General features: G+C 60.7%; 33 protein-coding genes. 7 read left to right on the forward strand and 26 right to left on the reverse strand.

Going from position 1 to position 23,626, the window contains the following annotated elements:
• Positions 1-370: 370 nt before the first annotated feature.
• From WH367_RS16375 to WH367_RS16430, 12 genes are all read right to left on the reverse strand, one after another.
• Complete coding sequence (locus WH367_RS16375) at positions 371-2,788, reverse strand: hypothetical protein (RefSeq protein ID WP_339536909.1); 2,418 nt, start codon at positions 2,786-2,788, stop codon at positions 371-373.
• Positions 2,788-3,768 carry a hypothetical protein gene (locus WH367_RS16380; RefSeq protein ID WP_339536910.1) on the reverse strand — a complete coding sequence of 327 codons (981 nt, stop codon included), beginning with the start codon at positions 3,766-3,768 and terminating at the stop codon, positions 2,788-2,790. Before WH367_RS16380 ends, WH367_RS16375 begins: the two co-directional genes overlap by 1 nt.
• Before the next feature lie 488 nt (positions 3,769-4,256).
• Positions 4,257-4,928, reverse strand: a complete 672-nt coding sequence (locus tag WH367_RS16385) for a phage adaptor protein (protein WP_339536911.1) — start codon at positions 4,926-4,928, stop codon at positions 4,257-4,259.
• A 9-nt stretch (positions 4,929-4,937) separates the two neighbouring features.
• A complete protein-coding gene (locus WH367_RS16390) occupies positions 4,938-5,324 on the reverse strand; it encodes a hypothetical protein (RefSeq protein ID WP_339536912.1) in 387 nt (128 codons plus the stop codon).
• Positions 5,325-5,404: 80 nt separating this feature from the next.
• A complete protein-coding gene (locus tag WH367_RS16395) occupies positions 5,405-5,806 on the reverse strand; it encodes a hypothetical protein (protein WP_260719454.1) in 402 nt (133 codons plus the stop codon).
• A 67-nt stretch (positions 5,807-5,873) separates the two neighbouring features.
• Positions 5,874-6,974 carry a N4-gp56 family major capsid protein gene (locus tag WH367_RS16400; RefSeq protein ID WP_339536913.1) on the reverse strand — a complete coding sequence of 367 codons (1,101 nt, stop codon included), beginning with the start codon at positions 6,972-6,974 and terminating at the stop codon, positions 5,874-5,876.
• Positions 6,975-7,137: 163 nt separating this feature from the next.
• Entirely contained in the window at positions 7,138-8,217 is a 1,080-nt protein-coding gene (locus tag WH367_RS16405) for a hypothetical protein (RefSeq protein WP_339536914.1), read from the reverse strand.
• Positions 8,218-8,253: 36 nt separating this feature from the next.
• A complete protein-coding gene (locus tag WH367_RS16410) occupies positions 8,254-8,445 on the reverse strand; it encodes a hypothetical protein (protein WP_260719451.1) in 192 nt (63 codons plus the stop codon).
• 10 nt (positions 8,446-8,455) lie between these two features.
• Positions 8,456-10,603 carry a portal protein gene (locus tag WH367_RS16415; protein ID WP_339536915.1) on the reverse strand — a complete coding sequence of 716 codons (2,148 nt, stop codon included), beginning with the start codon at positions 10,601-10,603 and terminating at the stop codon, positions 8,456-8,458.
• A gap of 5 nt (positions 10,604-10,608) precedes the next feature.
• Positions 10,609-12,177, reverse strand: a complete 1,569-nt coding sequence (locus tag WH367_RS16420) for a terminase (protein ID WP_339536916.1) — start codon at positions 12,175-12,177, stop codon at positions 10,609-10,611.
• Positions 12,174-12,893: a hypothetical protein gene (locus WH367_RS16425; RefSeq protein ID WP_339536917.1), complete on the reverse strand. Its 720-nt coding sequence runs from the start codon at positions 12,891-12,893 to the stop codon at positions 12,174-12,176. Before WH367_RS16425 ends, WH367_RS16420 begins: the two co-directional genes overlap by 4 nt.
• The gene (locus tag WH367_RS16430; protein ID WP_339536918.1) at positions 12,880-13,470 is read right to left on the reverse strand and encodes a hypothetical protein; all 591 of its coding nucleotides are present in this window, start codon (positions 13,468-13,470) and stop codon (positions 12,880-12,882) included. The genes WH367_RS16425 and WH367_RS16430 overlap by 14 nt, the downstream gene beginning before the upstream one ends.
• 68 nt (positions 13,471-13,538) lie before the next feature.
• Between WH367_RS16430 and WH367_RS16435 the strand changes: the two genes are divergently transcribed.
• Positions 13,539-14,237 (forward strand): hypothetical protein, encoded by a 699-nt coding sequence (locus WH367_RS16435; RefSeq protein ID WP_339536919.1) that lies wholly within the window; start codon positions 13,539-13,541, stop codon positions 14,235-14,237.
• On the opposite strand, the gene WH367_RS16440 is transcribed toward WH367_RS16435, so the two are convergent.
• The 12 genes from WH367_RS16440 to WH367_RS16495 form a co-directional block, all read right to left on the reverse strand.
• Positions 14,203-14,718, reverse strand: a complete 516-nt coding sequence (locus tag WH367_RS16440) for a hypothetical protein (protein WP_339536920.1) — start codon at positions 14,716-14,718, stop codon at positions 14,203-14,205. The two genes, WH367_RS16435 and WH367_RS16440, sit on opposite strands and share 35 nt — an antisense overlap.
• A gap of 74 nt (positions 14,719-14,792) precedes the next feature.
• Entirely contained in the window at positions 14,793-15,053 is a 261-nt protein-coding gene (locus tag WH367_RS16445; RefSeq protein WP_339536921.1) for a hypothetical protein, read from the reverse strand.
• A complete protein-coding gene (locus WH367_RS16450) occupies positions 15,047-15,421 on the reverse strand; it encodes a hypothetical protein (RefSeq protein ID WP_339536922.1) in 375 nt (124 codons plus the stop codon). The genes WH367_RS16445 and WH367_RS16450 overlap by 7 nt, the downstream gene beginning before the upstream one ends.
• On the reverse strand, positions 15,418-15,891 hold the full coding sequence (locus tag WH367_RS16455; RefSeq protein WP_339536923.1) for a DUF1367 family protein: 474 nt from the start codon (positions 15,889-15,891) through the stop codon (positions 15,418-15,420). The genes WH367_RS16450 and WH367_RS16455 overlap by 4 nt, the downstream gene beginning before the upstream one ends.
• Positions 15,888-16,388: a hypothetical protein gene (locus tag WH367_RS16460; RefSeq protein WP_339536924.1), complete on the reverse strand. Its 501-nt coding sequence runs from the start codon at positions 16,386-16,388 to the stop codon at positions 15,888-15,890. Before WH367_RS16460 ends, WH367_RS16455 begins: the two co-directional genes overlap by 4 nt.
• 24 nt (positions 16,389-16,412) lie before the next feature.
• Entirely contained in the window at positions 16,413-16,754 is a 342-nt protein-coding gene (locus WH367_RS16465; RefSeq protein WP_339536925.1) for a hypothetical protein, read from the reverse strand.
• Positions 16,751-16,972, reverse strand: a complete 222-nt coding sequence (locus tag WH367_RS16470) for a hypothetical protein (protein ID WP_339536926.1) — start codon at positions 16,970-16,972, stop codon at positions 16,751-16,753. Before WH367_RS16470 ends, WH367_RS16465 begins: the two co-directional genes overlap by 4 nt.
• The gene (locus WH367_RS16475; protein WP_339536927.1) at positions 16,969-17,637 is read right to left on the reverse strand and encodes a DUF6475 domain-containing protein; all 669 of its coding nucleotides are present in this window, start codon (positions 17,635-17,637) and stop codon (positions 16,969-16,971) included. The genes WH367_RS16470 and WH367_RS16475 overlap by 4 nt, the downstream gene beginning before the upstream one ends.
• Positions 17,624-18,499, reverse strand: a complete 876-nt coding sequence (locus WH367_RS16480; RefSeq protein ID WP_339536928.1) for a YdaU family protein — start codon at positions 18,497-18,499, stop codon at positions 17,624-17,626. The genes WH367_RS16475 and WH367_RS16480 overlap by 14 nt, the downstream gene beginning before the upstream one ends.
• Positions 18,483-18,698 carry a hypothetical protein gene (locus WH367_RS16485; protein WP_339536929.1) on the reverse strand — a complete coding sequence of 72 codons (216 nt, stop codon included), beginning with the start codon at positions 18,696-18,698 and terminating at the stop codon, positions 18,483-18,485. The genes WH367_RS16480 and WH367_RS16485 overlap by 17 nt, the downstream gene beginning before the upstream one ends.
• On the reverse strand, positions 18,695-18,850 hold the full coding sequence (locus tag WH367_RS16490; RefSeq protein ID WP_339536930.1) for a hypothetical protein: 156 nt from the start codon (positions 18,848-18,850) through the stop codon (positions 18,695-18,697). The genes WH367_RS16485 and WH367_RS16490 overlap by 4 nt, the downstream gene beginning before the upstream one ends.
• Positions 18,843-19,376, reverse strand: coding sequence for a hypothetical protein (locus WH367_RS16495; protein ID WP_339536931.1), 534 nt, complete (start codon positions 19,374-19,376; stop codon positions 18,843-18,845). Before WH367_RS16495 ends, WH367_RS16490 begins: the two co-directional genes overlap by 8 nt.
• 186 nt (positions 19,377-19,562) lie before the next feature.
• On the opposite strand from WH367_RS16495, the gene WH367_RS16500 reads away from it, so the two are divergent.
• Positions 19,563-19,847: a hypothetical protein gene (locus WH367_RS16500; protein WP_339536932.1), complete on the forward strand. Its 285-nt coding sequence runs from the start codon at positions 19,563-19,565 to the stop codon at positions 19,845-19,847.
• 158 nt (positions 19,848-20,005) lie between these two features.
• Here WH367_RS16500 and WH367_RS16505 read toward each other — a convergent pair whose 3' ends face one another.
• On the reverse strand, positions 20,006-20,302 hold the full coding sequence (locus tag WH367_RS16505) for a hypothetical protein (protein WP_339536933.1): 297 nt from the start codon (positions 20,300-20,302) through the stop codon (positions 20,006-20,008).
• Positions 20,295-20,507 carry a Cro/CI family transcriptional regulator gene (locus WH367_RS16510; RefSeq protein ID WP_339536934.1) on the reverse strand — a complete coding sequence of 71 codons (213 nt, stop codon included), beginning with the start codon at positions 20,505-20,507 and terminating at the stop codon, positions 20,295-20,297. Before WH367_RS16510 ends, WH367_RS16505 begins: the two co-directional genes overlap by 8 nt.
• A gap of 26 nt (positions 20,508-20,533) precedes the next feature.
• On the opposite strand from WH367_RS16510, the gene WH367_RS16515 reads away from it, so the two are divergent.
• The 5 genes from WH367_RS16515 (at position 20,534) to WH367_RS16535 (ending at position 23,503) form a co-directional block, all read left to right on the forward strand.
• Positions 20,534-21,253: a LexA family transcriptional regulator gene (locus WH367_RS16515; protein ID WP_339536935.1), complete on the forward strand. Its 720-nt coding sequence runs from the start codon at positions 20,534-20,536 to the stop codon at positions 21,251-21,253.
• A 24-nt stretch (positions 21,254-21,277) separates the two neighbouring features.
• Positions 21,278-21,655 (forward strand): hypothetical protein, encoded by a 378-nt coding sequence (locus WH367_RS16520; RefSeq protein WP_339536936.1) that lies wholly within the window; start codon positions 21,278-21,280, stop codon positions 21,653-21,655.
• A gap of 421 nt (positions 21,656-22,076) precedes the next feature.
• Entirely contained in the window at positions 22,077-22,262 is a 186-nt protein-coding gene (locus WH367_RS16525) for a hypothetical protein (protein WP_339536937.1), read from the forward strand.
• Positions 22,263-22,558: 296 nt separating this feature from the next.
• Positions 22,559-23,194, forward strand: coding sequence for a hypothetical protein (locus WH367_RS16530; RefSeq protein ID WP_339536938.1), 636 nt, complete (start codon positions 22,559-22,561; stop codon positions 23,192-23,194).
• 60 nt (positions 23,195-23,254) lie between these two features.
• Entirely contained in the window at positions 23,255-23,503 is a 249-nt protein-coding gene (locus tag WH367_RS16535; protein ID WP_339536939.1) for a hypothetical protein, read from the forward strand.
• Positions 23,504-23,626: the final 123 nt, after the last annotated feature.

Here is a 23,626-nt window from a genome sequence, read left to right on the forward strand (position 1 = left end):
CTTTCATCAAAACAACTGTACAAACAACCAGTATTTGGCTACTCGAATTGTAGCAATTTTCTGTTGCCACTACAAGCAATATAGCGCTTGAGTCCTTGTGTTTCAAGGGTTCTCGGGCTTGCACGCTACACCGCGCGCTGTAACAATCCACCTGTATGAACAGACACCCCGCCCCAAGTCTATACAGTGCTTTGCGCCAGTCCCTCGTGCGTATGGCGCGCCGGCTGTGTGTGGGTGCTGCAGTAGTTGTAGCGGGGCCGGCCATGGCTGCGAACTACGCCACCTGCATCCTGGACAAGGCACCAGCTGCGCAGAACGACGTTGCGGCCCACGCCATCATGCAGTCGTGCCTGGCTGAGCACCCAGTCACTTAACGCGGCGCCAATCTCCACCCGCCCGGCACATCCACCACCTGCATCCCGAGCTTCCGCGCTTCCGCACCGGCCTTCAGGCGATTACGGTAAATCGGCTGCTCGGTTTGCGTGGCCTGGTTCGCGACATTGATGGCGGCGGCAGGGGTGGCGGCGTTGAGTCTCGTACTCTCAGCGAGCCAGCGAGTGTTGCGAGGATCTGCGACGATTCCCGCTGCCACCCGAGAAGCTGCAGGGACGGCCAGCATGCCTGTCAACATGGGGACATTTCCTGTTGCGATAGCCGTCATGACCCCTGTCAGCCCGCCAATAAGGCCTGTTTGGCGCGCCGTCCCGCTGGGATTCGAGAACACCTGAGCCCCTTCGCGCCGTAGCGAGGCCATGCGCCCCATCTGCTCTACTTTCTGGCGAAGGCCAGGGAAGCCGGCATTGGCGAAGAGCGCGGTGCGCGCCGGCGCAGACATCGCGGCCAGGTTGGTCAGGAAGGATTCAGGGCTAAACGCGGCTCCCATTTCGTCCTGAGACGAGTTCCGCGCGCGGCCGAGGCGTTGCAGCACAGCGGCGGCCACCTCGCGGCGGTTCTCGATAGGCATGGACTTCATGATGCGGTTGATCTGGGTCCCGCCATCCGACAAGCCGCTGGTGGCAGCCTTGAAGATCTTCTCAGGCGCATCACGGTTCACCACGGACTCCAGTTGCTCCAGGCGCTGGATGCTGGCCTTGGTGTACTGGTTGGCCCGACTCCATGCCTGCTGTGCTGCCGGACCAGCGGCTTCTGCGGCAGTGCCCAGGTCATCGCTGAGCGCAGCGTACAGAGCGCGCCATTTGCTGCGGGGTACATCGGCCGTCAATCCGCCCTCGCTGATCTCCTGGCCGACCAGCGTGCGCAGCTTCTTCAGCGACTCATAGGGAAGCTGACCGTCCACTTTGCTGGTGAGCATGCCCTGGACACGCGCTTCGATCTGCTCCGGCGTCATCACAGGCTGCAGATTGTTCATGCCCAGAAGCGACCGCTCGGCATTTTCGGCCTCAACGCGCGCGGCCTGGGCCTGCAGCCGGCCGCGCAGCTCATTGGCCTGATCTCGCACCCCCGGACGGGAGAGGATGGCCGCAAGATCAGTGGTGTCTCTGCGCAGGCCTCCCTCAATGCCTTGGATGCGTGCATTCTTGAACCACTCGGAAAGCGCAGGGGCGCCATCGATGCCGGCGTTCAGATCCTCCAGTGCGGCCCGCGTCCTATCCGACGAGATCATGGTGTTTGCAGGGATGTGCTCGTCCAGCTTGTCATACAGGTTCTTCTGCACGGTTTTCACGTTGTTCTTGAACGTGTCCACGCCCTTGGCAATGGCCTCACCCGCGCCCCAGCCGTTGGCATTGGGCGAGAGCTTCTGCGTGATGTCGTCGACGGCAGCCTGCAGGGCATTTGCCTGCTGCTCGCCTCGGCGCGCCATGAAGCCAGAGCTGCCGGGCACGTTGGCCAGCGCCGTCTCAGTGGCTTGGATGGCCCGAGACTGCGTGGCCTGGCCCAAAGTCGGCGTAATTCCGGCCGACTCCTCGAAAGTCTTGATGTTGTCGGCCATCTGCTGGCGGCCAGCTTCACCGCCGCGCACGGCGCCGCGAATGGCAGCTTTACCAGCGAAGGCGCCCACAGTGGGCGACAGTCCAGCGGCAAGGCCTGCGGCCAGCTGAGCGCCCTCGCCGCCGCCACCCTCGCGAGCAGCGCCCGATCCAGCACCGGCAGCCGCGCCGCTGGCAATCTGGGTGCGAACACCCTCTGCCAGGCCCTGGCCCACTGCAGAGACGATGGGAGATGCTGCGCGCGCGAGCACGCCGCCAACCCCTACACCTGCAGCAGCTCCTGCGCCACCCTCCACGATGTCTTGGGCAACTCGCTCGCTGGCAGTCTCCGGCTGTGGCAGCCCGACTTGGGTGGCCAGGTTGCCCGTGGCCTCCTTGAGCATCTGCAGGCGCGGGCCGTTACCCTCACCCATCACAGCGTCTGCAACAGCATTCAGCGGCCTGGCGATCAGGTTGTCCGTCACCATCGCCGGGACGCTGGCCAGGCCCTGCGCCAAGCTGCGAGTGCCCAGCCCGATGCCGCGCACCGCTTTATCGACATAGGATGCCTCACCCGCGGGCGCCACTGGCGCTGATGCAGCAGCAGGCGCTGCAGCCTGTGCACCTGGCGCGGGCCGAATCACAACATCGTTGTCCCAGGGATTTGCAGCAGGCGCTGTCGCCGGCGCGCTTGGCGTTGCAGCTGCTTGCGCTTGTGGCGCTCTATCCGGCTGGGCTTGAGAGGCTTGAGGCTCATAGGCAGGTGCAGTTGGTGCAGCAGAAGGCGCCGGCGCGGCGGAAACGGCCGGCAGAGAAGGTGCAGGACGGATGATCTCGTCGTTATCCCAAGGATTTGCCATTACTGCTTCCTCCGCACCGAGCCGTCTGCCGTCTTGTAGTAAGAGCCAGAAGCAAGGGCTTGGTATGCGGCAGCGTCATTTGCCACCGGCAGGTATTTCATGTTCAGGTCCTCGACCGTCTTCATGGCCGCCTTGCGCTGATCAACTGGAATGGTGGGATCGCCGATCTGGCCGGCCATCTCGCGGTAGAGCAGCACATCCTTGTCGGACTGTGGTCCGGACATCTTGGGCATCTTCGACACCAACGCGCCTTGGAGGGCCTTGAGTTGGGCCGCCGACTGTGCACCCTCAGTGGATACGCCAAATGCGCGCGCCACCTGGTCTGCGGCCGCGCCGGCGTAACTGCCGGTGGCAGTGTCCATCAGGGGGCGGGCTTGGTCCAAGATCGAGAACACATCCTGCGTGTCCTTGTTCTGCTGCAGACCCTCTTTGCTTGCGGCAGGATCTGCCGGGCCGCCGGGAATGGCCTGCAAATTGCCATTGGGCAGCGTGCGGTAACCTGTTGGCGCCGCCTTGGCAGCCGTGGCTCGCAACTCGGCTTCTTGAATGCCTCCCAGCGTCTGCAGCAGGGAGCGCTGATTTGCACCAGTTTCTTGCACCTGCGTGCGCGCCATGGCATCTTGGCCGGCCAGCTGGGCCTGACTGAGGTCTGTCATGCTGGAAAGCCGGGAACGCGCATCGGCTCCCTGCTCCCGCATGCCTGTTTGCTGCAGGTCGACATTGCCTTGCAGGCCAGCTTGGTCAAGGCGCGGCTGGGCCTGCTGCAATGCCGCGTCAGTTCCCAAGGCCTGATGATAGGCGGCAACTGCCGGGGGCACTTCCCCGCGCTGCCAGCCTCCCCATTTGGCGGAATTGGTGATGCTGCTGGCAGAGGTGGCCAGGTTCTCCAGCTGCTTGCGCGCTGAAAAGTCATTGGTGCTGTTGGAGACTTGAGGTGTTGCAGTCTGCGGGGTATTCAGGGCTGCAGGCAGCGTTGCCATGGGATTCACCTGCGGCCGAGTCAACTGCGTCTGCGCTTGTGGCATGGGTGGCGAACTTGCCCCTAGATAACCTCCCCCTGCGCTCGCGCCATTGATAGCTACATTGCCACCCACGTTCCCGCCACTGTAGGAATTGCCATCGCGGGTGATGCTGGACATCATGCCCATGGCAGATTGGGGGGCTGGAGCAACGCTCAAAGACTGCGCAGGCGTCTGAATTGACGCGGCAACACGCGAAAGAGGTCCGGTAGCCAGTGCTGCCGATGGTCGCGCTTGCACGCTGGGATTGCTTTGGACTGCCGCTGCGTCACCGAACGAATTGGCGGCGGGCGGCTGAGCCGCAGGCGCTGCACCAGGTAATTGGCTGAGCAGATCTTGTGCACGTCCACGCTGTGTGGGGTCAACGGTTGCCATTGATGGGCCTTTCACTTGAGACTGGTGCAAGTCTCCCAGCGCAAAGGCCTCCAGCCAAACCCTAGCGGGTGGCTTTACCAGTGGCTCCGGACAATTGGCGGCCGCCGGTCTCGCTGCTTGCGCTGCACATTGGCATCCGGACGCTTGCCAAATGCCAACTCAAAAAGTGTCAGATGCTCTGCGGCCTTCACTGCATCGAAAGTGTCGGCATCCTGCTTCAGGTGCGCGCGGTACATCATCCAGTGCAGCAGCCTTGTGTGATACCGGGCAGGCAGCTCCGGCGAGTCACTCCGAGAACATGGATTCACAGGCCGAAGGGCACCACGATAAACGGTAAGTGAGATTGTGCCTGGCACAGAAGGCTTTGGCAGAACTCGCAGCTGCGGAGGCCGTGCCCCGCTGGCCTGCTCGAATATGAAGTCGCGCGGATGGCCGGAGCGCTGCTCCCAATTGCAATTCAGCGCATCCTCAGCCTCCACGCTTGTTTCGTGGATCGCACGCCCGTTGAACGTAGCCCGCTTGATCTCCAGCACAGAGGGATGGAGTGGATATGTGTCTTGGCCGATGGACAGCGTCAGCGTGCATACAGCAGCGGTGAAGCGATCCTCAATGAGCTTGGCGCGTTCGCAAGCCTCCTGGACCGCTTCGTTGAGATAGCCGACGATTTCTTCCGTAGACCAGAACGGGGGATCCGCAGCGTCTTGTACCGCTTTCCGGAATGCTGTCGTGAAATCGTCGACATTCATGGTGCTGCCTTAGTCGCCGGCGGAGACCACCAGCCACTCTGCTTCGACTTCTTCGCGAGTGATTGCGAAGCCCAGGCGAGCTTTGAGCTTGGTCAGGTTGGGCTTGCCTTCAGCAGTGAAGTCGCCTTCTTCGCCGCCATCGAGCATGGCCTGCAGCGCCTGCTTGATCAGATGGGAGCGGTTGGCCGTGTCGACTGGAGCGGTGCCGCCGGCGGTGGGCTGGGCTACTGCACCTGCTTCATCAGCTTGTCCGGTGACGATGATCGCGCCACGGGCAATGGCTTCGCGATGGAAGATTGCAGGGATTTCGTTACCTTCGGTCGAGATGACCGTGGTGTGGCCACTGGTCAGCCCGATGTGCATAGGCTCTGGGGTGGGTGAGCGAAATTTGAGCATGGTGATTCATCTTTCAAAAGACCCGGCAGGTTTGACGCTGCCGGGTGAAAGGCCTTAACGGCCCGACCACTGAGACAAACTCAGCCTTGAGTGAAAGCCGACCGGCCTTCCACGTAGTAGTGCACAGTCACCCGCGCCAGGCCAGCGGTGGCAGCCGCGCCCGTCTGGGCGAGCAGCGCATTGATGGCTTGGGCAGCAGGCGTCTTGAAACCTGTGATGGTCAGCGCAGTGCGGCCAGCAGTCTTCAAGTCGATGGGTGTTGCGGTGTAGCGGTCATCGTCGGCCGCATCGCCCAGCTTCAGAGTCGCCGTGGTGGCGCTGTTCCAGGGCGTGATGACTGTCACATCACCGCCCACGGGCACGGCATTGCCGGGCAGGTCAATGGCAGCTTCTGCGGTGCCGTAAGCTTTGGGATCGCCAAAGGCGATCAGCATGGTGGCCACAATCAGTTCCTGGCGGCCGGCGTTCTTCTTGATCGACATGATCAGCTCCTATCAACAACAAGGGAAAAGGGATGGCAGGGCACGCTGGCCCTGCCCTGGAGGCTGCTTACTGCAGGTAGTGGTCGACCGCCACAATGCCGAAGTCTTCGACACTGTCGTCGTAGATCGAGTGGAACTGCGGCTTGAGGAAGCCGATCATCTTGTCCACGTTGATACCCTGCTGGCTGTCGTACTGGAAGAGCTTTTCAACCCAGTCCGGCGCGCCCAGGTCGCACATGGCCATGGCTTGTGCACCGCACAGCAGCGTGCGGGTGCCGTTGACGTTGCCGTCGGCGCCCCACTTGGAGCCAGCTGCTGCACCCTTGGTGTTGTAGACCTTGTTGTGCTCGTGGATCACGGCTCCGTCCACAGTCACAGTCGCGCCGCTGAACCATGGCGAATCCGTGCCCGCCTTCGTGGCCACCGCCACCACCGCGCGCTGGTAATCGGGGTCCTTCTTCAGAGCCGCCAGCGTGCCGGGGGCCACCAGCAGCACAAAGTACTGCTTGCCGCCATCGGTCAGAGGGCGCACATAGTGCTCCTTGGCGTAGGCGATCAGGTCCACGATCATCTTGTACGAAGGCAGGAACGCTGGCGTGATGGCCGCAGTGTTGGACGCCTGCAGGCTGGCGCCGTCGTACATCAGGGAGCGCTTGGCGCTCGGCGCACGCACATCGGCGGCGAAGGACAGCGATGGGAATGGCGAACCCACGCGCAGCGCGCCGTTGGGCTTGTAGGCGTAGCTGATACCAGACATGGTCAGGAATGCCAGCTGGTCGCAGCGATCAGCCAGCCAGTAGGCCAGGTTGTCGCGGCCTGTCTCGCGGAAGTTGATGACCGTCTTCTGGTCAGACAGCTTGCCCTTGTTGCGCACACCATGGGTCATCAGGTCCAGGCTGATGATCTGGCTGTGCGACTGCATGGCTTCTTCGTTGCCTTCGCGCTCGTTGTCGCCGATCACACCGTCTTCGACCAGGTCGGCGACCAGTTGGAAGATGGCCTGCTCGCCCTTCTCTGTCTTGGTCAGCTCCTTGATCACCTGCACCATCGAGCCCTGGGTGGTGCCCATAAAGCGCTTGAGGAACATCTGGTCGCGGGCGGCGCGCCAAACGTCGCGCGACCAGACCAGCTTTTGAACGGGCGTCAGCCCTGCGAAATTCGTCTGCATTGCATGCTCCAAATAAGTGGTTACTTGTTCGGGACATGCGCCGCCCTATTGCGAAGTGCATGGCATGGGCTGCCAAGGGGCCAGGCCTTTTACGTCGGCCAGCAGACGAGGTGCACCCTGTTTGAACCAGCAGGCCGGGTGAGCGCCTGCTGGGGTTTGGTTATCAGTCGCCGCGCAGCTTCTTGATCTCAGCGGGTGACAGGTTTTCGAACTGCTCGTCCGTCATCTGCGCCACATTGACCCTGCCTGCATTGGCTCGATCACCTACACCGCCGTTCAGTGCTGGGGGCTGAGCCACTGAGGCTGCAGCACCGCGAGCAATTGCAGCGGATGTACGAGAGTCTGCCGGAGCTGCTGCAGAAGCAGAATCCTTACCCGGGGTAGGCGCTGCAGCGGCGGCAGCGGCGACAGCGGTGGCAGGAGTGAACCGGGGTGCGATTGCGGCCACAGCCGCTCGCAGAGCTTCGTGCGCAGGCATGCCCTTGGCGATCTTGGCGTCGCGCGCTGCCACGATCAGCTCCACTGCCTCGGCGCCTTCTGGCGTGTCCAAGTACGGGTACTTCTCGACAGTAAGTGCCGTCTCAGCCGCCAGCGCGCGGCCCACGGCCTGCTGGTGATCAGCCTGGCGCTGCTCGTCGGCACGCAGGATTGCCGCCTTGGTGGCTTCATCACGCAGGTGCGCGTTGATGCCCTTGCGGATGTCGGCGGCTCGCTTGTGGTCGCCGTCGATCAAGGCGCTCACATAGGCCTGCTCCTGGGCATCTTCGTCGAAGGGTGCTGCCGGCGCAGCTGCTGGTGCTGCTGGTGCTCCTGCAGCAGGTGCAGGGGCTGGGCTGGGCGCTTGGCCAACGCCCTGGCGCAAGCGCTCAATCTCTGCCTGAGCTTCGGCCAGGTCCTTCTCGGCCTGCTTGCGGCGCTCGTTCACTTCATTGAAGCGGGCGGGAGGGATGCCAGCGGATCGGCCGCCTTGGCCGCCCTCGCCAGCACCTTCTGCTTCCTGGCCTTCGCCGGCGCCCTCGCCGCCTTCGCCACCCGCTTCACCAGCCTCTGCACCTTCGCCCTCAGCATCTTGGCCGACCAGGCTGGCCAGGGTGCTGGCGTTCAGCTCAGGATCGACAACGTCGCCACGGTCTTCAGCAGGTGCAGGCGCAGGAGCAGGAGCGGCGCCAGTGCCGCCTGCGTCAGAGCCACCGTCACCGGCTTCGTTCAGGCGCTTCATCAGTTTCAACAGCAACACGTTCATGGTTCAGTCCTCTCAGTGGTCTATGTAAATGGGTGCTCAGTTCTTGCTGCCGCTCTGGAGCGCCTGCAGGGCACCCAGCTCGGCCATCTTTTCCTTGGCCTTGCCGAGCGCAGCCTTCAGCCGGGCCGGGTCCTTGCGGATCTCCTCAGCGCGCGCCAGGGTGCGCATGTCGTCTTCTGCTTGCCAGTCGCGCTCAGAACTGGCCACGGCAATATCTTTCTTCGCCATATCGGCTCCTTCAAGGTTGCAGGCCGTCAGGCCCAGGGGTTTTGATGCCAGCCATCATTCCGACAGCAGGATTTGCGGGAAGCACGGGGTTCGAGTTCTGGGCGGCGCCTGGAGGTAGCACAGGTTCAGACATCGCCGCTGCGACACCGCCGGCTGAATCGGTCAGTCCCGGCACGCCAGATGCAGCGGGCACGATAGGCGCCGCGTCGTGGTCCACGTAGCCAGCTGAGCCCAGCAGTCCATCAGCAGTGGTAGCGGTGCCAGGTGTCATCTCGATGATCTGCGCCGTCTGGACAGCGCTGTATTGCGTCTCGACGTTCGTGCCAATGGCCTTGTTGTCCGACAGACGGGCATCCGCCTGGGCCTTCATCGCTTGAGCAGCCATCAGCTCTGCCTTTGCCTGCAGCGTTGGATCGACGGGGGCCTGGTTCGAATTCATAGCTTCCAAAATATCGGCCTTGTCGGCCAGGTTGGAGTAGCGGATCACCGTGGCATCAGGCAAGCGGATGCCTGCGTTGCGCATCTCGATCACCTGCTGGAACTGGCTGTTCTCGAAGGTGACCTGCATTGGCTGCTCGGAAATCACCACGTCATAGGTGCCCACGGTCACATCGTTGATGTAATCACCAGTCGCAGGGTCAAACTTGTTGATCTCCAACACTTCGTCCGTTGGCTTGCCGCTCAGAGGATCCATCTCCGTGATGCGGAAGATGCGGTAGCTGTCGTAGTAGCGCTGGATCAGCTTGGTGATCCGAGTGGCCAGCAGGTGCCGGGTGTAGGCCAGGTTGTCGAGTGGCACCGCCAGTTGCTGCTGGCTGGCGAACTGCTTGGACTGGATGGCGATGCCAGAGATCTCAGGCCCTTGGCTGCCACGCATCGCGTCGGGCACCGTCACATCCTTGAGCGCCTTGTCTGCGCGGTCGATGATGCGATCAATGCCGGTGGGCACCTGGTTGGGCCCGATCTTCGTGGGAGGCTTGCTGTCCTTCTTGTACTCAATGACCAGGCCCGTCTGCGCGCCGACATTCTCCAGTTCCTCGGTCTCCATATTGGAAAGCGACCCCTCCTCCACCATCCAGCCGCCATTGGCCGAGCTGTTGAGGATGTGGATGAACTGGCTCACCGCTTTGTTCAAGACTTCTTGCGGCCCAATGGCGCTATCCACCATGCCGCGCGTTTTGCCGCGTCGGAAGTAGGCGAAATACGGGACAGGCGTGAAGTGGTCGTAGGGACTGTAGTCATCGTGCAGCGTGCGGCACCAAGTACTCACGATCCAGCGAATGCGCTTGCGCATACGCTTTGCACGCACCGCGCCTTTGGCCAGTGCGTCGGCTTTCGAATCCTCCGCCATGGTGGCCTCCACGAGCACATCACCAGTGCTGGGGTGCACCAGGCACGGCGTGAGCTCGTAGACAAACTGCTGCCGCTCAATCACGCGGTAGCGCTTGAAGCCTTGTTCGTCAGTGCGGTAGGCGTCATATAGACTGGCTTGGCTGAACATGCCGAACTTGCCGCGCTCTGCCTCGTCATCGAAGTCGCCGAAGTCCGGCCCATCGTCGTTGCTCGATTCCGCCTCGGTGCGCGCGGCCTTCCCGTAGCGCTGTTCAATCTCGTCCAGCGTCAGCCAACGGGTCACCAGCACATCGGCCCAATCGTCAGGGTCGTAGCTCTTGGCGTCTGGATCCGGAATCACATCCAGGGGGTCCAGTGTGTCGATGGCCACCTCGCCCAGGATGTTGTTCTCGAAGTCCATGCGCAGGTCAAAGTAGCCCCGCTGTGCGATCAGGCCGTCGCTGAACACCTGCGTCTCCATCCAGTGCAGGTTTGTCGAATCCGTCACCTGCTTGACCAGCTTGGTCAGGATCGTGGCCCGATCCAGATCTGACTGACCGCCGCGCGGCTTGTAGACGATGTCCATGCGGTTGTGGATCTGGTAGCCCACGGCCGAATTGATCGACGGCTGCACCTCATTGAACTCGTAGCATGGCCGGCCCTGCTCCTGCAGCACAGCGCGGTCCACTGCGCTCCACTGCTCACCGCCGCCCAGGTACATGCCCTCGCACCGGTTGGCATGCTCCATGAATTGGGTGTGGCCACGGTCCTTGCCGTAGAGGTAGCGGGCCCAGTTCTCTCGCGCCTTGTCGTTGTCTTGTGCCATGGTGTTCATGCGGCCTGAGCCGATCCTCGTTTGCGCTGGCTGATGCCCAGGCGATCACGCCAGGACCGTTCCTTCTTCGCCTGCTTGGGGGTGGGGATGTTGGAGACAAAGGTCATGGCCACGCAGTCACCCTTGTCGGGGCTGCGGCCCAGCGCCTCGCGAATCTCGTCCTTGCTGCGCACCTGAATGGCGGCCTTCTGGCCCATGGTCACCACCTTGTAGCGAACGGCGCACAGGTCGGCGGCCAGCTCTGGATCAGGCGGCAGGGCCACGGGATCTGGGTTCAGTGGGTCCAGGGCTTCACGCATGCGCCAGTACATCTCGGCGCGCTTGTTGCGGAAGCGCAGCTGCCCGGCCTTGTCCATGAGCTCGCTCGAGGCGGAGCCAACAACGGACAGCACCAGCAGGTTGAGCCCCACCAGGAAGTCCAGCGCGCTCGAGCCGATGCCAATGCCGTCCACGCAGATGCACGCGCCATTGCGCACCAGGGGCACCACAAAGCCGGCGGCCTTGGGGCCATCATTGGTAACAATGCCCGGCACGGTCACCAGGTGATCGAACCAGTTGCCATAGCGCGGGGCAGCGCTGGACTTGTCGATGCCGCCGCGCGCGGGGTCGAAGCCGAGAGCGGTCATTTGGCCCTTGGCATCCCTGGGCTTCCAGCGGGCCTGCGCTGCCTTCACCCATTCGGTCGGGATCAGCTGCCAGGCAGGGTCAGCCGCGCCGGCGTTGAAATCCCCGCGCAGCATCTGGGAGCGCAAGGGCTCGGGCAGCGCCTGCAGCTTGGCCTTGTAGCCAGTGGCGGCCAGGAACAGGTTGTCATCCACGCTCGATGGAATGAATGTGCGGCTCTGGGGCTTGACCAGCTCGCCACCCATCATCACTGGCTCAGGCCCGTCGGTCTCCTGGTCCTCGCCCTTTTCGTTGGTGTAGTACCAGCGCAGCTCTCCAGGCTTGGCAGGGTTGCCGTGGTTGGGGTCAAGCCATGGTGCCCAGAAGCGCTTCACCCACTCGCCTTCCGGCTCAGTGGGTGGGTTGCCCGCGCACACCACGCGCTGGCGCACCTTGGGGTTGTCGGTGCGCAGCCAACCGATGAGCGTGCGGAACTGCATCTCCGTAAAGTGGCAGATCTCGTCGAACAGCTTGGCATCATGCGGCCGGCCCTGGTACTTGATCCAGTCTCCCGCATCCTTCACGCTGCCCAGCTCCAGGATCCGCTTGCCAGGCAGACGCCAGACACCGTCTTGGCTGTTGTAGCCCTTGCGGGTGCCGATGATCTTGGCCATGCGTTCTTCGATACCCACCAGCTGCACGGCTTCGCGCCGGAAGATGATGCTGTGCTCTTGGGAGGTAAGCGATAGGCCCAGCAGCAGATCGGTCTTGCCGCCGCCGGCCGAGCCGCCGTAGAAGACGATGTCCGCTGGCGAGTTGTAGGCGCTCAGCTGGGGACCATCCTGCGGCACCCAGATCGGTGCACCGTCGGCCAGTAGCAGCTTGTCCAGCTCCCGTTTGAGGTCGGCAGGCATGGCCTTCACCATCTCCAGCATTTCAGCGGTGGATGGAGCCTTGCTCATGAGGCCGCGCCTCCAGAGATGGCAGCCAAGGCGCCGGGGTTGGCGGCCAGCATTCTGGCCATGCGCACGGCACGCTCTGCATCGGTCAGCTCGCGCCCACCCAACTGGCCCGGCATGTCACTACCCTCTGCATCATCCTTGATGCCCCAGGCTTGGCGCTCCAACCCTATCAGCAGGCGCAGGGATTCAGCCAGAGAGCGCATGGTGCTGGAGCGGCCAGCCAAGCTCATGGCCCGGTTCATTCCGTCCTGTAGCTTGGCGCGTGCCGCGCTGCTCAGCTGTTCGCCGGCCGGGCGCTCGGCCAGGGCCTGCTCGATTTCCTCGAAGAGTTCGGGTCGCGTGGTCTGGCGCTCAAGCTCCTCCAGCAGGGACAGACACAGACTGCGGGCCCGCTGAATGTCGCGGCGCTGGCCCAGGCGGACCTCCGTCACCTTCGTCGCGCCCTCTTCAACAATGCGCTTTTCGGGGATCTTGGTGTCTGGCGTAACCTTGCCCGTAACCATGGCAGCCGTAACCATCGCATCGGACTTGGCCTGAATCTTCGCGGAGAGGTCACGAGGAATGCCGCGATCACCAAAATGCTTGATGATGGCTGCGTGCGAAACCTTCTCACCGGTCTCTTCTGTGTAGGCCGCTGCAAGCTGGCGAGGGCTCTGGATGCCAGCCCGCCAGCCCGCTTCGATGCGGTCGTAGTCGATGCGTTTACGCGCCCCCATCACGCGCCTCCGCCAATAGCCGCCCAACAGCAGCTGTGGTGGCCTGCATCACCACCATGCTGGCCATAGGCAGCGAGATGACGCCAGCCTGTTCGCAGGCGATGTCAATGATGGCGTCCAAGAAGTGGTTGCCAGTGCTCGACCACAGCAAGCAGCGCCGCACACGCTTCACAGCGCATTTGGACATGCCCAGCTGGACAGCGTATAGAGTGGCCTGGCCGATTCCAGCCACAACGTGGGTGTAGCCCTTGGTCCCATCCTTTGCCTCGATGACGCTTGCGCTGCCGTCCGAGTGGTACACAACGATGTCAGCCCGCCCGTACTTGAATGCCTGCTCTCGTACCAGGACGCATTCAGGGGTCAGAGGAATCAGGTCATCGGAGTACCCGCACTCGTGAAGGTAGATGAATTGATCAACCAAGTCCTTTTCTACGCCATGCGGCACTTGGCGGTTCTTGATGAGTTCCTCCCGCAGCGCCGCGATCTTGGCGGGATCCAGCGCTGGAGGTTTGCCCGCTGATTCCGGGGGGCAAACTGAGGGTCGATCTGCTGCAGGGTGTTGCTTGGGCGTTGTCATTACCCCAGATCATTACCAGTACACTCCATTCGCACCACCCCTAGGCGGGGGCACCACAAAACACATATATGCCAACCAAAAAATTTACTAGCCCCGGCCGGACTTATCGGCGCAGTCAAGTCGCATTGATGCTCGGCTTACTCGCTCTTGCGATAGCAACAGGTTTTGCGATTCAGTTTGATGTCAGGGGCGGCGACTTATTTTCCGGTCTGATGGCCGGAGCAGGCGCAATTGGTGCATTGATGGCGGCTTACGAGTCTGCGGACGCAGCAGAAGGAGCGGCTGATGCTGCACGAATTTCGAATGAGTTGACGAAAAAACAATTTCTACCATCGATTTTCGTTTTTGGGCTTCATGGCGAATACGAAGAGGTCGTGAATTCTGGTACTCGATGTATTTACGATCTTATGGACATAGGGATTCATAACGTAGGTCACACGTATACGTCGGTGAAGGAGTGGAGACTTGACATCTATTTAGATATGCATTCAGCACCGAGAACATTTCAACGATATTATCAAGAGTCAGTTAAGCCCAACAGTACGGTGTTAATAAGACTTGATAGAGATCTGAGGAAAGAATGTAATTTCGCTAATATTCAAGCTTATGCCCTCCAAATTTCCACAATTCACGGCACAAGGCACGGTTGTATTGCGATCGTTAACGGGAGCAAGAGAGATGTGATAAGTAGGCAGCTTGCTGAGGGCGAGAAAGTTCCGGCAATGTTTCCATTTACCCTAGGAGTTGAAGCTGAGCAGCGCCTCTAGCATCTTTCAGTTCACGCTCCAGTGAAAGTTGGGTCCGTTCCAGATCAGACAGCCGATCGGCCAGCGCCCGGTTGCGCACCGTGGCTTCCACGAGCAGCGCCGCCACATCGTTCTGCGTCTGCAGCTGCGAATACTGCAGGGCAAACCCCCCCAGCTGGCGGGCCAGGGCCCGCACCTCTGGGGTGAAGAGGCGCAGTTCCTGGTCCCCGATCTCGATCAGCACCATGTTGTTGTGCAGGTCGGTCACGGAGATGGCCCGGGGCTCGGGCAGGGGGTCCACCACTTCATAGACGCCATCGACCAGGCGCCGCATGCGCCCTTCTTCGATCCAGCGGCTGACGTGGTCGTCGACCTTGGTGTAGGGGAAGTCTGTGAGCTCCATCAACCGCTGACGACTGATCGCCTGACCAGCTTCGCGCAGCGAGACAATGCAGTCCCAGATAATCTGACCTGTGGAGTTGGTGCTAACGGTAGTATTCATCATCATTTCCCGGTAAACTGAGTTTGCTCAGGTCTCAGACCGGGAAACGCCACCTTCGGGTGGCTTTCCTTTTTTCAGCCGTCCATCAGCCGGCGCACGGTCACATTGAGGGCATCGACCTCGTCCATCTTCTTGATCCGCCACATTGCGCGCTGGCCATGCCACCCGTTTCGGCTGCCCTGATGGCAGTCCTTGCAAAGGGCCACGGTCGTGTACTGGCTCCCCTGCTTTACGTGGTGGGCATCGCTGGGTCCCGGCTCGTCGCAGACGCTGCAGGGCAGTTCCTTGACCCTGGCCAAGTGGTCGCGCTCATTGGCGTTGAGGCGGTTCAGCATGCTCCGCACCCTCCCTGTGCCAGTGCAAACACGCAGTTGGGCTGCGTGCGCAGGGCCAGCGCCACCGTATCTGCCGCGCTCAGAGGTGCTGGTGGCTCCCCTTTGACGGGTTTGTCAGTGCTGGCCATGGCCTCCAGCATGGTCTGGCTGCCATCGGCCAGCTGGTACTTGACGGGCCTTCGGCTGCGATCGACGCTCATGAGGCCCAAGCTCACGGCCCGCGTGCAGTAGGTCCAGGTGTGGCGCGGCTCGATCTCTCCCGTCATGCGCGCGGTGATCTCCGAGCAGGTGCAGGAACCGAGCTTGCCGACGATATCCAGCACTTCGCGGAAGCGCTGCCCAAGGGGGCGGCCATTGCTGTGGGTCATTGGCGGAACTCCCCAAAAAACGATTCCATGCTGTTCCAGCGCTGCTGGACGCTCTGCGCTGGCCACAGGACCAGCTGGGCGTGCTCAGTCCACAGGAACTGGTCAATGTCGCGCTGCAGCTCACAGAAGGCTGCTTCGTCCATGCTCTCGAAATCCATGCTCTTGGGCACAGCGTTGGGCTTGCCGTCCAGGCCTGGCACGAAATCGCAGTGGCCGGCGCCCATAAGGAGCCAGGCGCGCAGCTTGCTGGCATCGTCGAAGGCCTCGGTGCGGTCCAGCAGACGGTTGATCCTCAGGAAGAAGAACCGGTGATGCTCGGGCGAACGTGGCAGCCAGAACTGGAAGCCCAAGGTTTCGCCGGGCTTGAGGCTGTTCACCGCGTTCTTGAACCTGGCATAGGCCCGGTGCCCAGCAGCGTCGGAGCCGCAGAGCTTGCCGTCCAGGCCTTTGGTGATCACGAGGCGGGTCATGCCAGCTCCTGGCGGCCCCAGTGGGCCAGCAGCACGCTCTCAGCGCGGTTGTGGTCTTTGGCGCGGGCCAGCGACGCGGCAGCTTCTGGGTGCTTGGTGCGGGCCAGCGCGAGCGACTCGCCCTTTTCCTTGCCCACGCCCAAATCCTTCTTCCACTGACGCGGCGCAACGTACCGCACCTTGTATTTCAAGCACTCCAGCACTGATTCAATGGCGCCCAGCGAGCGCAGCAGGCTGCCTTGCGTCTGCACAGCATTGTTGGCACCGCCCATGGTGCCCACTTGCTCGAGCACGACGGTGGGCAGGCCATCTTCTGCCGGGCAGTGCTTGAGCAGCAGCTGGCACAGCGCGCGGCCGTCGATCTTGCGCTTGACCAGCGCCTTGGGGCCGGCACCCGGTGCAGCCATGGTGGGCAAGTCGAACACCACACGCACGCCGTTGTGGTCGGTGACGGCGATCGCGCCGGTCAAACCTGGGTCAATTCCAATAATGATCATTGTTAGTCGCTCCAATTTTTATAGCTATTGGTCACTGGATGCAGCAAGGTCGTGGAAGTACTCAAGAGCAATTTCTTTCGGGAATGCTTGGATCACCGCCGCGATCAGCAGCCCGGCCGTTGCCTGTGCTGAACCGCTGGGGAACCGCTTAGTGCAAATGGGGCTTTGGATGAAGCCGTACACGCTGAGAAAATCGGCGGCCAAATCCTTGCTCTCCAGCGTGCGGATTGCGAACTGGATACAGCGCCCTGCCTCCGTAGGCATCTGCACGCATGCCAGCGCGGCAATCAGTTCCTCGTCCTTGCAATCGCCAAACAGCACGCTTCCGAGCGCACGGATCTCGTCGGTCTGAATCACTTGAATCACGTCAAATCTCCTTCGTTGGATCTGTTGCTGAGCTCACGGCCCAGCGCCTCGCGGGCAAACCGCAGGCGGATAGCTGAAACCTTCTTGCCCAGGCGCTCTTCTTCGAGGATGTCGCGCGCCCACTGCTTGGGATCACGCTTGGCACTGGTGGCAAAGGTCTGCTTCAGCTGCGTCAGCACGGCAGCAGAGCTCTCGCGGGTGTGGGCGCCGGAGCTCATGCAGCCACCACTGGGCGTGAAGCTGGCAGCAAGCCGGCGGGCGCAGCTTCAATGGCGTCCAGCGCCTGGTAGCTGATCGCGGTCTTGCCCGTAGCGCTGCCCTGCAGGTACACCTGGCGCGCCGCAACTCGGTCGCCCACCACCACAGGTGCAGGCGGCTTGAGGCCGATTTTTTGATACTCGCTGTCGGGGCTGCGGTCGCCCGACAGGCGTCGCGGATAGTCGAACTCACCGCGGCCGGCGTATGCGCGGTAAGACTCGGTAAACCGGTGCTGCAGATAACCGAGCTCATCAAGCGGCATGCGGCACACCTTCTGCCAGCCGCCCAAGTCGTCAACCACCGCATGGATCGCGGGGTCGTCAAAAACAACGTCCTGGTACGCACCCACCGATGACATGGCGCCGTGCACCTTGCCCCAGGCGATGGCTGCGCGGTCAGTTGCAGTGCCCTGCAGAATCTTGGCCAAGTCGGCCACCTTCGGTGCAAACTGTCCGCGCTCGGCGTCAGTGCAGTGGCGTTGGATCGCTTGACGGAGCTGCTCCAGCTCAAAGCCTCGGCAGGCGTTCCACCACAGCTCCAGCACAAAGCGGCTGGCGTCTTGGCGGTAGTACGCCAATACGTCGGTGATCAGCTGCGCAAACGCAGCGCGGTCAGACATTTGCATGCTCGCCTCCTTCGGCCGCCCAGGCGTCGGCCACATTGCGGTTTCTGCTCTCCAATGCTTCCTGGCGGTTCACGGGTTGGCGTTGGCCGGCGCCGTGCTGGCACGCTGCCTTCAGGTACTCCCTGGCGTCAGCCGGCTGTTCGGTAACGGCTGCAGCCACCGCCTGCTGCACCACGGGGAACGAGTAGTCCTTGACCAGCTTGCCCATGAACGACCTGGCCTGTGCCTGCGGGCAACCGCCCTGCTCCAGCACCGACACGGCAGCTCGCCAAAGTTCAGCCTTCGCCAGTTCCTCAGGCGATTTCGCTGGCTTGGCTGTCGATGCAGTTGTCGAGCCGGTATCGTCTGGTTGAGGTGCCGCCGGCGCATGGTCGCCGTCCGTACCGTCAGGTACGGAATTAAGTGGTGTTTGGTGATTGGGGATTGGAGTCTGGGGACGGGCGCGTGGTGCATTCCGTTCGGAATGCGTTCGCATATGCGTTCGCATGTCAGTTTCCGATGCGTTCGCATTGCCTTCGGATTGCATACGCTGTGCGCTCCAGCGTGCGTTCGCACTGCGCTGCGCCTTTGCTTGCTTATCCTTGAATCGAGCAATTTCCTCGTCTGCGCGGCCCTGGTGATGTCCATCCGCATGCAATACAAAGAAGTCCTGCAATACATCGCGTACTGCATCGCGCTCCGCTTTGCTGATAGCGCGTGCCAACTTGCAGCACTCGCGCACATCAGCAGGCAACGGCTTTTCGGTCGTGTAGTAACGATCCAGCAGCCTGCGGTAAACACCTTCTTCAACGGCGTTCAGGTGCACCGTCTTTTTCAGAAAGTCACCGATGTGGTGTTCGTAGTAATTAATGGCAACCTCCATCAGTAGATCGATGTGTCACCACCTGCTGTTGGAGCATGTCCGCGAGCTGCTTAAAGCCGCGCGCTTGCATTTGCAGGAATTCCGTCTGCACCTCAACAGGAGCCGAAAAAGGCACTTCATCGAATGAGACCACCAGGGCCAAAATTTCCTGCACACCATCAGGACTGGCCACTCGTACCATCGAGATCTGGGACTTCATGACTGCTCCACAGCCCGCTCGTAAGCGTCGACAAAGGCTTCTGCAGCTGCTGTGCCCAAAGGCCAGGGGCATGCTTGTTCGATGGGGGTGCCGGCCGCGCGCGCTCGCAGGGCCAGGCTCTGGATGTATTCGAGGCTGACGACTTCAGGCATGGGTGCCTCCTGCGGAATCCGAATCGAGTGGATTGCCCTCGCAGAGCTTGAGCGTCAAAGTAGCGCCATGCCACTTCTGGTTCGCCCACTCGTTCATCACCTCGTTGACCACAGTGCCCCGGTCCGCGTTCACGCCATGGAAAGCCTTGCGGTGCTCGGCCGCGGCACTGATCACCTGGAGGGTGGTCTTTGGCACGCTCGCGCGCACGCACTCGAACTTTTCTTCCGACTGGGGCTCAACGAACTCCAGCGCCTTTGCAGCGATCGCCGCGAAAGGGTTGTCGCCCGCTTTATCGCACTGGATCTGGGCGGCTTCCCATTGGCGCTGCGCCCAGTTGGCCAGCACTTCGTTGATCACGCGGCTGCGGCTGCAGTCGGCATCGCTGTAGCGCAGGCGGAAGTGCACTTCGGCGTCGATCATGTTCAGGGTGAACTTGTGCATGTTCACGCGCAGCTCCGAGCGGTCGAGGTTCGGATTTGCTTCTCGGGCGAAGCTGGGCGCTTCGTTGTCTTTGCTCAGTGTCATTTTTGGGTCCTTGTTGTGGTCAAGGTTGCTCAGGGGATGGGTGGTTGCCAGGTGGATCAGCGGGCAGAGGACTGGCGCAGGTGGTTGGCGGCGAAGGCCGCTCTTCGGAATGGGGACGATGGGGTGCCCGCCACCTCCTGGGGCAGAATGGGTGCTCCTACACAACCATCCCCAGGAGGGGCAGACATGAGCGGAAACGACTTCAACGGCATTTCAGGAACCCCGCAAGGACAAGAGCCGCCATCAGCCATGGAAGCAATTGCTGTATTGGCGGAGCACATTTCGCGGATCGAGACCAATCTGATGGCTTACCAACACCTTGTTCATGCGCTGTATGCCACCCATCCGGATCGCGCGGCGGTGAAGTCAAAGTACTTAGACCATATGGATCACGTCGCAGACTCTGTGCCTCAGCAGGCAGCTGTTCAGTTTCGGGAGGCGATGCAGCGGGTGCTTCGGGAGTTAACTTAGAAATCCCCGTCAGCGAATTGCGGATGGCAGCACTTCTTTGCTGCACGTTCCGCAGAACCGCATCAACACACTCTTGCGAATCCAACGCTTCGCGGTGGAGATCCCCTGCGCTATCCCACTTCTTGTTGATGATCTTTTGGATAGAAGGTGGCAGCTTGTCAGCCATGGGTAGTCTCCTCAGAAGCCTTCGCCCCCAACACTCCTTGCGGCACCACATCCAACTCGGGGAACACCAGCACACCAGCGCGGCAGAAAACGCACTCCCTGCTGCCATCGGCCAGAGCGCGTCCATACACATGGCCGAGAACGCCGCAAGAGCGGATCAGGTCTGCATGCTTTGCCTCGATCTCGCCGCACACGGCGGCCAGGATCTCGCGCTTGCGCTCGTCAAGACGCTCGAGCTCGTCCACGATGGACTGGCGCTGTTGGGTTTCGGTGCCTGCAGGTTCAAACATGAGGGACCTCCACAGACGCCCTGGCGCCCAGCACCCCGTCAGGCACAGCAATGCCGGTACGGACGCATGCGGCAATCACGCGATCAACCAGCCGTGCTGGAAGCACGTCTGGCCACTGCGAAATGGCTTGCGGGTTGATACCAATGGCTTTGGCGGCTACAGCCACCGAGCCACCCAACAATTCAATGGCGTCTGCTTTTTTCATTCCCGAATGTTAGCACGCTTACAATCATGCAAGCAAGCACACTAACCATCAATGCAAGTAAGCTCACTTTCGTGAGCACACTTCAAGAACGAATCGCAGAAATCATGGCAGCGGCCAATCTGACAGTCGGCCAAATCGCCGAGCTGACAGGGGTGTCGTCGTCTGCTGTTACGCAATGGAAAGATGGTCCGACCAAGACCATCAAGGCATCTCCCGCGACAAAGCTTGCCGCCAAGACGGGCTACAGCGCGATCTGGATATCCACAGGTGAAGGCGCCAAGCGTTTGGCACCGCAGCATTCGTCAATCTCGTCTGAAGTAGGTGATCGGATCGAACTTCGAGAAATGAGGAAGATACCGGTGGTGGGCGAAGTAAAAGGCGGGGACGACGGATACCTGGAAGAGCTCGAATATCCGGTGGGACACGGCGAGGGCTTTGTGCTCTACCCGACGAACGACCCGAACGCTTATGCAGTTCGAGTGCGTGGAGATTCGATGCATCCAAGATACCGGGCCGGCGAGTTCGTGATCGTCGAACCGAACATTGAACCGCAGGAAGGCGATGACGTAGTGGTGGCGTGCACCAACGGCAAGAAAATGCTCAAGCAGTTGAACTGGCGTCGGGATGGCGAAATCCAGTTGCTTTCCATCAACAATGGCTACGGCCCGCTCACTGTCTATGAGCACGAAATTCAAGCGATCCAGCTGGTGGCAGGCAGAGCGCGTCGCAATGCTCTGCAGTTTTAGCTCGAACATTTATCGAGGTGCCACATGAATGAAAAGGATGTGTGCCTTGCTTCTCTCCAGCGCCATGTGCCACACACATTTGTAGCGATGCAACACCTGGTTATGGCCATGGACGACTATGTCAAAAGCATGGGTAAGAAGACCATCTTCGGTAAGGAGAAGGCGCCAGCGGCCTACGAGAAGTACCTTCAACACCTGCAGCGAACTTGCCTTGCGCTACAGCGAGACGGGCAAGTCTCCCCCAGTGCAACCTCTGAAGAAATCATACTGAAGCTGCAATCAGTCCTTGCTCTCTTCAAAAGAGCATTTCCTAATTGGCCCAATGCCTACATGTACTTCGAATGGTCAACGACGGAAGACAAGAGCAATACCGCTGGGCTGATCACTCTTCTTGTGGGTTGAGCATCAGCGCTGTTGTGTGACTTATCTATACCGGCTACCTACGCACTGACTGCGTCCCCTACACCCAAATGCACCGCCGCAAAGGCGGTTTTTTTTGGTCCGCACCCAAAAATGTTAGCTTACTTAAAAATATTTCGTAAGTATGCTTGACTTTAAATGTAAGTACGCTAACAATACTGCTTAACGACACCATACAGCACAACAGTTCTGCAGGTGGCGCCACCGGCCAGATGGTCAACCGGCGTCGAAAGATGGGAAGGCGAGAGCCAAGGAGCCATGAAGGTGTTGTCCCTGCACCGCAAAGGAAGGGGTATTGTTAGGTCTGGAGCCGAAGAACCGGGCAACCGGTGGAAGCGGGAACAGCTAGACCGAAAACCAAAGCGCTCCATCGGGAGCGTTTCGCTTTTCTAAGGAGGTTCACATGAACATTATCCAGATGCTTGCGCTTGCCGAGCGGGAACAACATATCGAGCGAGCCCGGATGCTCGGCAGCCTTGTTTCAGTTGACGCTGCTCCATGCCAGGTGCGCGTGGAGCCGGAGTTTGAAGAGCTGGATCTTGAACAGATCCCTCAGTTCTGGGTATCGGACTACAGGAGGGAGGCATGAAATTTTCGGAGATCTCTCTGCCCACTGAAATGACTGAGGAAATGCTGGTCGCTGCACACGAAGCCGCAAATGCATCTCGCCATCTTCCTTGGCGCGAGGCTGAGAGAATGCGTTGGGACGCCATCCTATCCGCCGCCCCTCAGCAAGACGACGCATCGCGCCTAGTGTGGGCTATGGGCAATATGAGTTCTACAACTCACCGTGACCGGTTCGCAGCGTATGTGCTAAACGTCGGCGGGACTGGTGATCTGGGGGACTGTAGAGCGTACATCGACTCAGTCCTCATTGAGAAATGAATGCTGCACTACCACCGAGCAATCGGCGCTCCCCTCTGGGCGACATCAGAGGGAAATCACAAGCGTCACGAGTTGGCGCTTTTGTTTTTTAAGGAGCGAGCGATGGGAATTGACATCACTGCTTACAGCAAAGTAAAGAAGTTGGACTGCAACTACGACGATGACGGAGAACCAGTCTCGAAAGCAACTGGAGAGCCGGTAGACTTCGGCTTTCTTGCCAATGTCAACACCGACTTTCCAGGCCGCAATGGCAGCCTTGAGGCAGGAGCTGCTTACGACTTTGAGAAGCGTGTTGTAGGCATGGACTGCGGATACGGCGCATACAACGGATGGCGCAATCAGCTTGCGGCTTTAGCTGGCTGGCCAGCCGTCGAATACAAGCGCTACAGCACGGTAGAACTGCGACACGACGCGGCGGCTTGGGCAGCAAGTGAAGGGCCGTTCTGGGAATTGATCACCTTCACCGACTGCGACGGGATCATTGGCGCCGAGGTTGCCGCAAAGCTCCATAAGGACTTCAAGCAATTCGCTGAAAAGGCCGCTCAACATGATGATGAGTGGTTCCGAGAAAACTACGCCAGCATGAGCGCGGCATTTGAACTTGCTGCAGACGAAGGCGCCGTCCGGTTTCACTAACCCCTAAGCGCCCTACTCAGGGCGTTTTCAATTTATGCGCACAGGCGCGGAAGGATGATGATGGAAGAGAAGCACACGCCTGGGCCTTGGTCGTACCACGACGACGCAGGATATTGCGCACAGATTGATGGAGCCAACGGAGCAGTCGTCTGCTGCTTTGACCAAGACCCGCACGACGCCGATGCCCACTTGATGACTACAGCCCCTGAACTGCTGGAGTTCATCAAGGAGTGGCTCGACCGTCAAGGTGGAGATGCCAACTACATGACCGAAAAGGCCCGTGCATTGATCGCCAAGGCAACCTCATAAGCACCCCAAGAGCATCATTTCAGATGATTTGATGCTTTGGGTACTCCTCGAAAGAGGGCCATCATTTGGGCGGCGGCGTGGTGCGACGGACACACGCAAAGAGGAAAGAATGGCACCTCAGAA

The sequence above is a fragment of the Comamonas sp. MYb21 genome, from assembly GCF_037479395.1.
GTDB lineage: Bacteria > Pseudomonadota > Gammaproteobacteria > Burkholderiales > Burkholderiaceae_C > Comamonas.

Coding starts and splice junctions, on each gene's coding strand:
- WH367_RS16375 (WP_339536909.1), bottom strand. CDS start 2,788: ATGGCAAATCCTTGGGATAACGACGAGATCATCCGTCCTGCACCTTCT.
- WH367_RS16380 (WP_339536910.1), bottom strand. CDS start 3,768: ATGGCAACGCTGCCTGCAGCCCTGAATACCCCGCAGACTGCAACACCT.
- WH367_RS16385 (WP_339536911.1), bottom strand. CDS start 4,928: ATGAATGTCGACGATTTCACGACAGCATTCCGGAAAGCGGTACAAGAC.
- WH367_RS16390 (WP_339536912.1), bottom strand. CDS start 5,324: ATGCTCAAATTTCGCTCACCCACCCCAGAGCCTATGCACATCGGGCTG.
- WH367_RS16395 (WP_260719454.1), bottom strand. CDS start 5,806: ATGTCGATCAAGAAGAACGCCGGCCGCCAGGAACTGATTGTGGCCACC.
- WH367_RS16400 (WP_339536913.1), bottom strand. CDS start 6,974: ATGCAGACGAATTTCGCAGGGCTGACGCCCGTTCAAAAGCTGGTCTGG.
- WH367_RS16405 (WP_339536914.1), bottom strand. CDS start 8,217: ATGAACGTGTTGCTGTTGAAACTGATGAAGCGCCTGAACGAAGCCGGT.
- WH367_RS16410 (WP_260719451.1), bottom strand. CDS start 8,445: ATGGCGAAGAAAGATATTGCCGTGGCCAGTTCTGAGCGCGACTGGCAA.
- WH367_RS16415 (WP_339536915.1), bottom strand. CDS start 10,603: ATGGCACAAGACAACGACAAGGCGCGAGAGAACTGGGCCCGCTACCTC.
- WH367_RS16420 (WP_339536916.1), bottom strand. CDS start 12,177: ATGAGCAAGGCTCCATCCACCGCTGAAATGCTGGAGATGGTGAAGGCC.
- WH367_RS16425 (WP_339536917.1), bottom strand. CDS start 12,893: ATGGGGGCGCGTAAACGCATCGACTACGACCGCATCGAAGCGGGCTGG.
- WH367_RS16430 (WP_339536918.1), bottom strand. CDS start 13,470: ATGACAACGCCCAAGCAACACCCTGCAGCAGATCGACCCTCAGTTTGC.
- WH367_RS16435 (WP_339536919.1), top strand. CDS start 13,539: ATGCCAACCAAAAAATTTACTAGCCCCGGCCGGACTTATCGGCGCAGT.
- WH367_RS16440 (WP_339536920.1), bottom strand. CDS start 14,718: ATGAATACTACCGTTAGCACCAACTCCACAGGTCAGATTATCTGGGAC.
- WH367_RS16445 (WP_339536921.1), bottom strand. CDS start 15,053: ATGCTGAACCGCCTCAACGCCAATGAGCGCGACCACTTGGCCAGGGTC.
- WH367_RS16450 (WP_339536922.1), bottom strand. CDS start 15,421: ATGACCCACAGCAATGGCCGCCCCCTTGGGCAGCGCTTCCGCGAAGTG.
- WH367_RS16455 (WP_339536923.1), bottom strand. CDS start 15,891: ATGACCCGCCTCGTGATCACCAAAGGCCTGGACGGCAAGCTCTGCGGC.
- WH367_RS16460 (WP_339536924.1), bottom strand. CDS start 16,388: ATGATCATTATTGGAATTGACCCAGGTTTGACCGGCGCGATCGCCGTC.
- WH367_RS16470 (WP_339536926.1), bottom strand. CDS start 16,972: ATGAGCTCCGGCGCCCACACCCGCGAGAGCTCTGCTGCCGTGCTGACG.
- WH367_RS16475 (WP_339536927.1), bottom strand. CDS start 17,637: ATGCAAATGTCTGACCGCGCTGCGTTTGCGCAGCTGATCACCGACGTA.
- WH367_RS16480 (WP_339536928.1), bottom strand. CDS start 18,499: ATGGAGGTTGCCATTAATTACTACGAACACCACATCGGTGACTTTCTG.
- WH367_RS16485 (WP_339536929.1), bottom strand. CDS start 18,698: ATGAAGTCCCAGATCTCGATGGTACGAGTGGCCAGTCCTGATGGTGTG.
- WH367_RS16490 (WP_339536930.1), bottom strand. CDS start 18,850: ATGCCTGAAGTCGTCAGCCTCGAATACATCCAGAGCCTGGCCCTGCGA.
- WH367_RS16495 (WP_339536931.1), bottom strand. CDS start 19,376: ATGACACTGAGCAAAGACAACGAAGCGCCCAGCTTCGCCCGAGAAGCA.
- WH367_RS16500 (WP_339536932.1), top strand. CDS start 19,563: ATGAGCGGAAACGACTTCAACGGCATTTCAGGAACCCCGCAAGGACAA.
- WH367_RS16505 (WP_339536933.1), bottom strand. CDS start 20,302: ATGTTTGAACCTGCAGGCACCGAAACCCAACAGCGCCAGTCCATCGTG.
- WH367_RS16510 (WP_339536934.1), bottom strand. CDS start 20,507: ATGAAAAAAGCAGACGCCATTGAATTGTTGGGTGGCTCGGTGGCTGTA.
- WH367_RS16515 (WP_339536935.1), top strand. CDS start 20,534: ATGCAAGCAAGCACACTAACCATCAATGCAAGTAAGCTCACTTTCGTG.
- WH367_RS16520 (WP_339536936.1), top strand. CDS start 21,278: ATGAATGAAAAGGATGTGTGCCTTGCTTCTCTCCAGCGCCATGTGCCA.
- WH367_RS16525 (WP_339536937.1), top strand. CDS start 22,077: ATGAACATTATCCAGATGCTTGCGCTTGCCGAGCGGGAACAACATATC.
- WH367_RS16530 (WP_339536938.1), top strand. CDS start 22,559: ATGCTGCACTACCACCGAGCAATCGGCGCTCCCCTCTGGGCGACATCA.
- WH367_RS16535 (WP_339536939.1), top strand. CDS start 23,255: ATGGAAGAGAAGCACACGCCTGGGCCTTGGTCGTACCACGACGACGCA.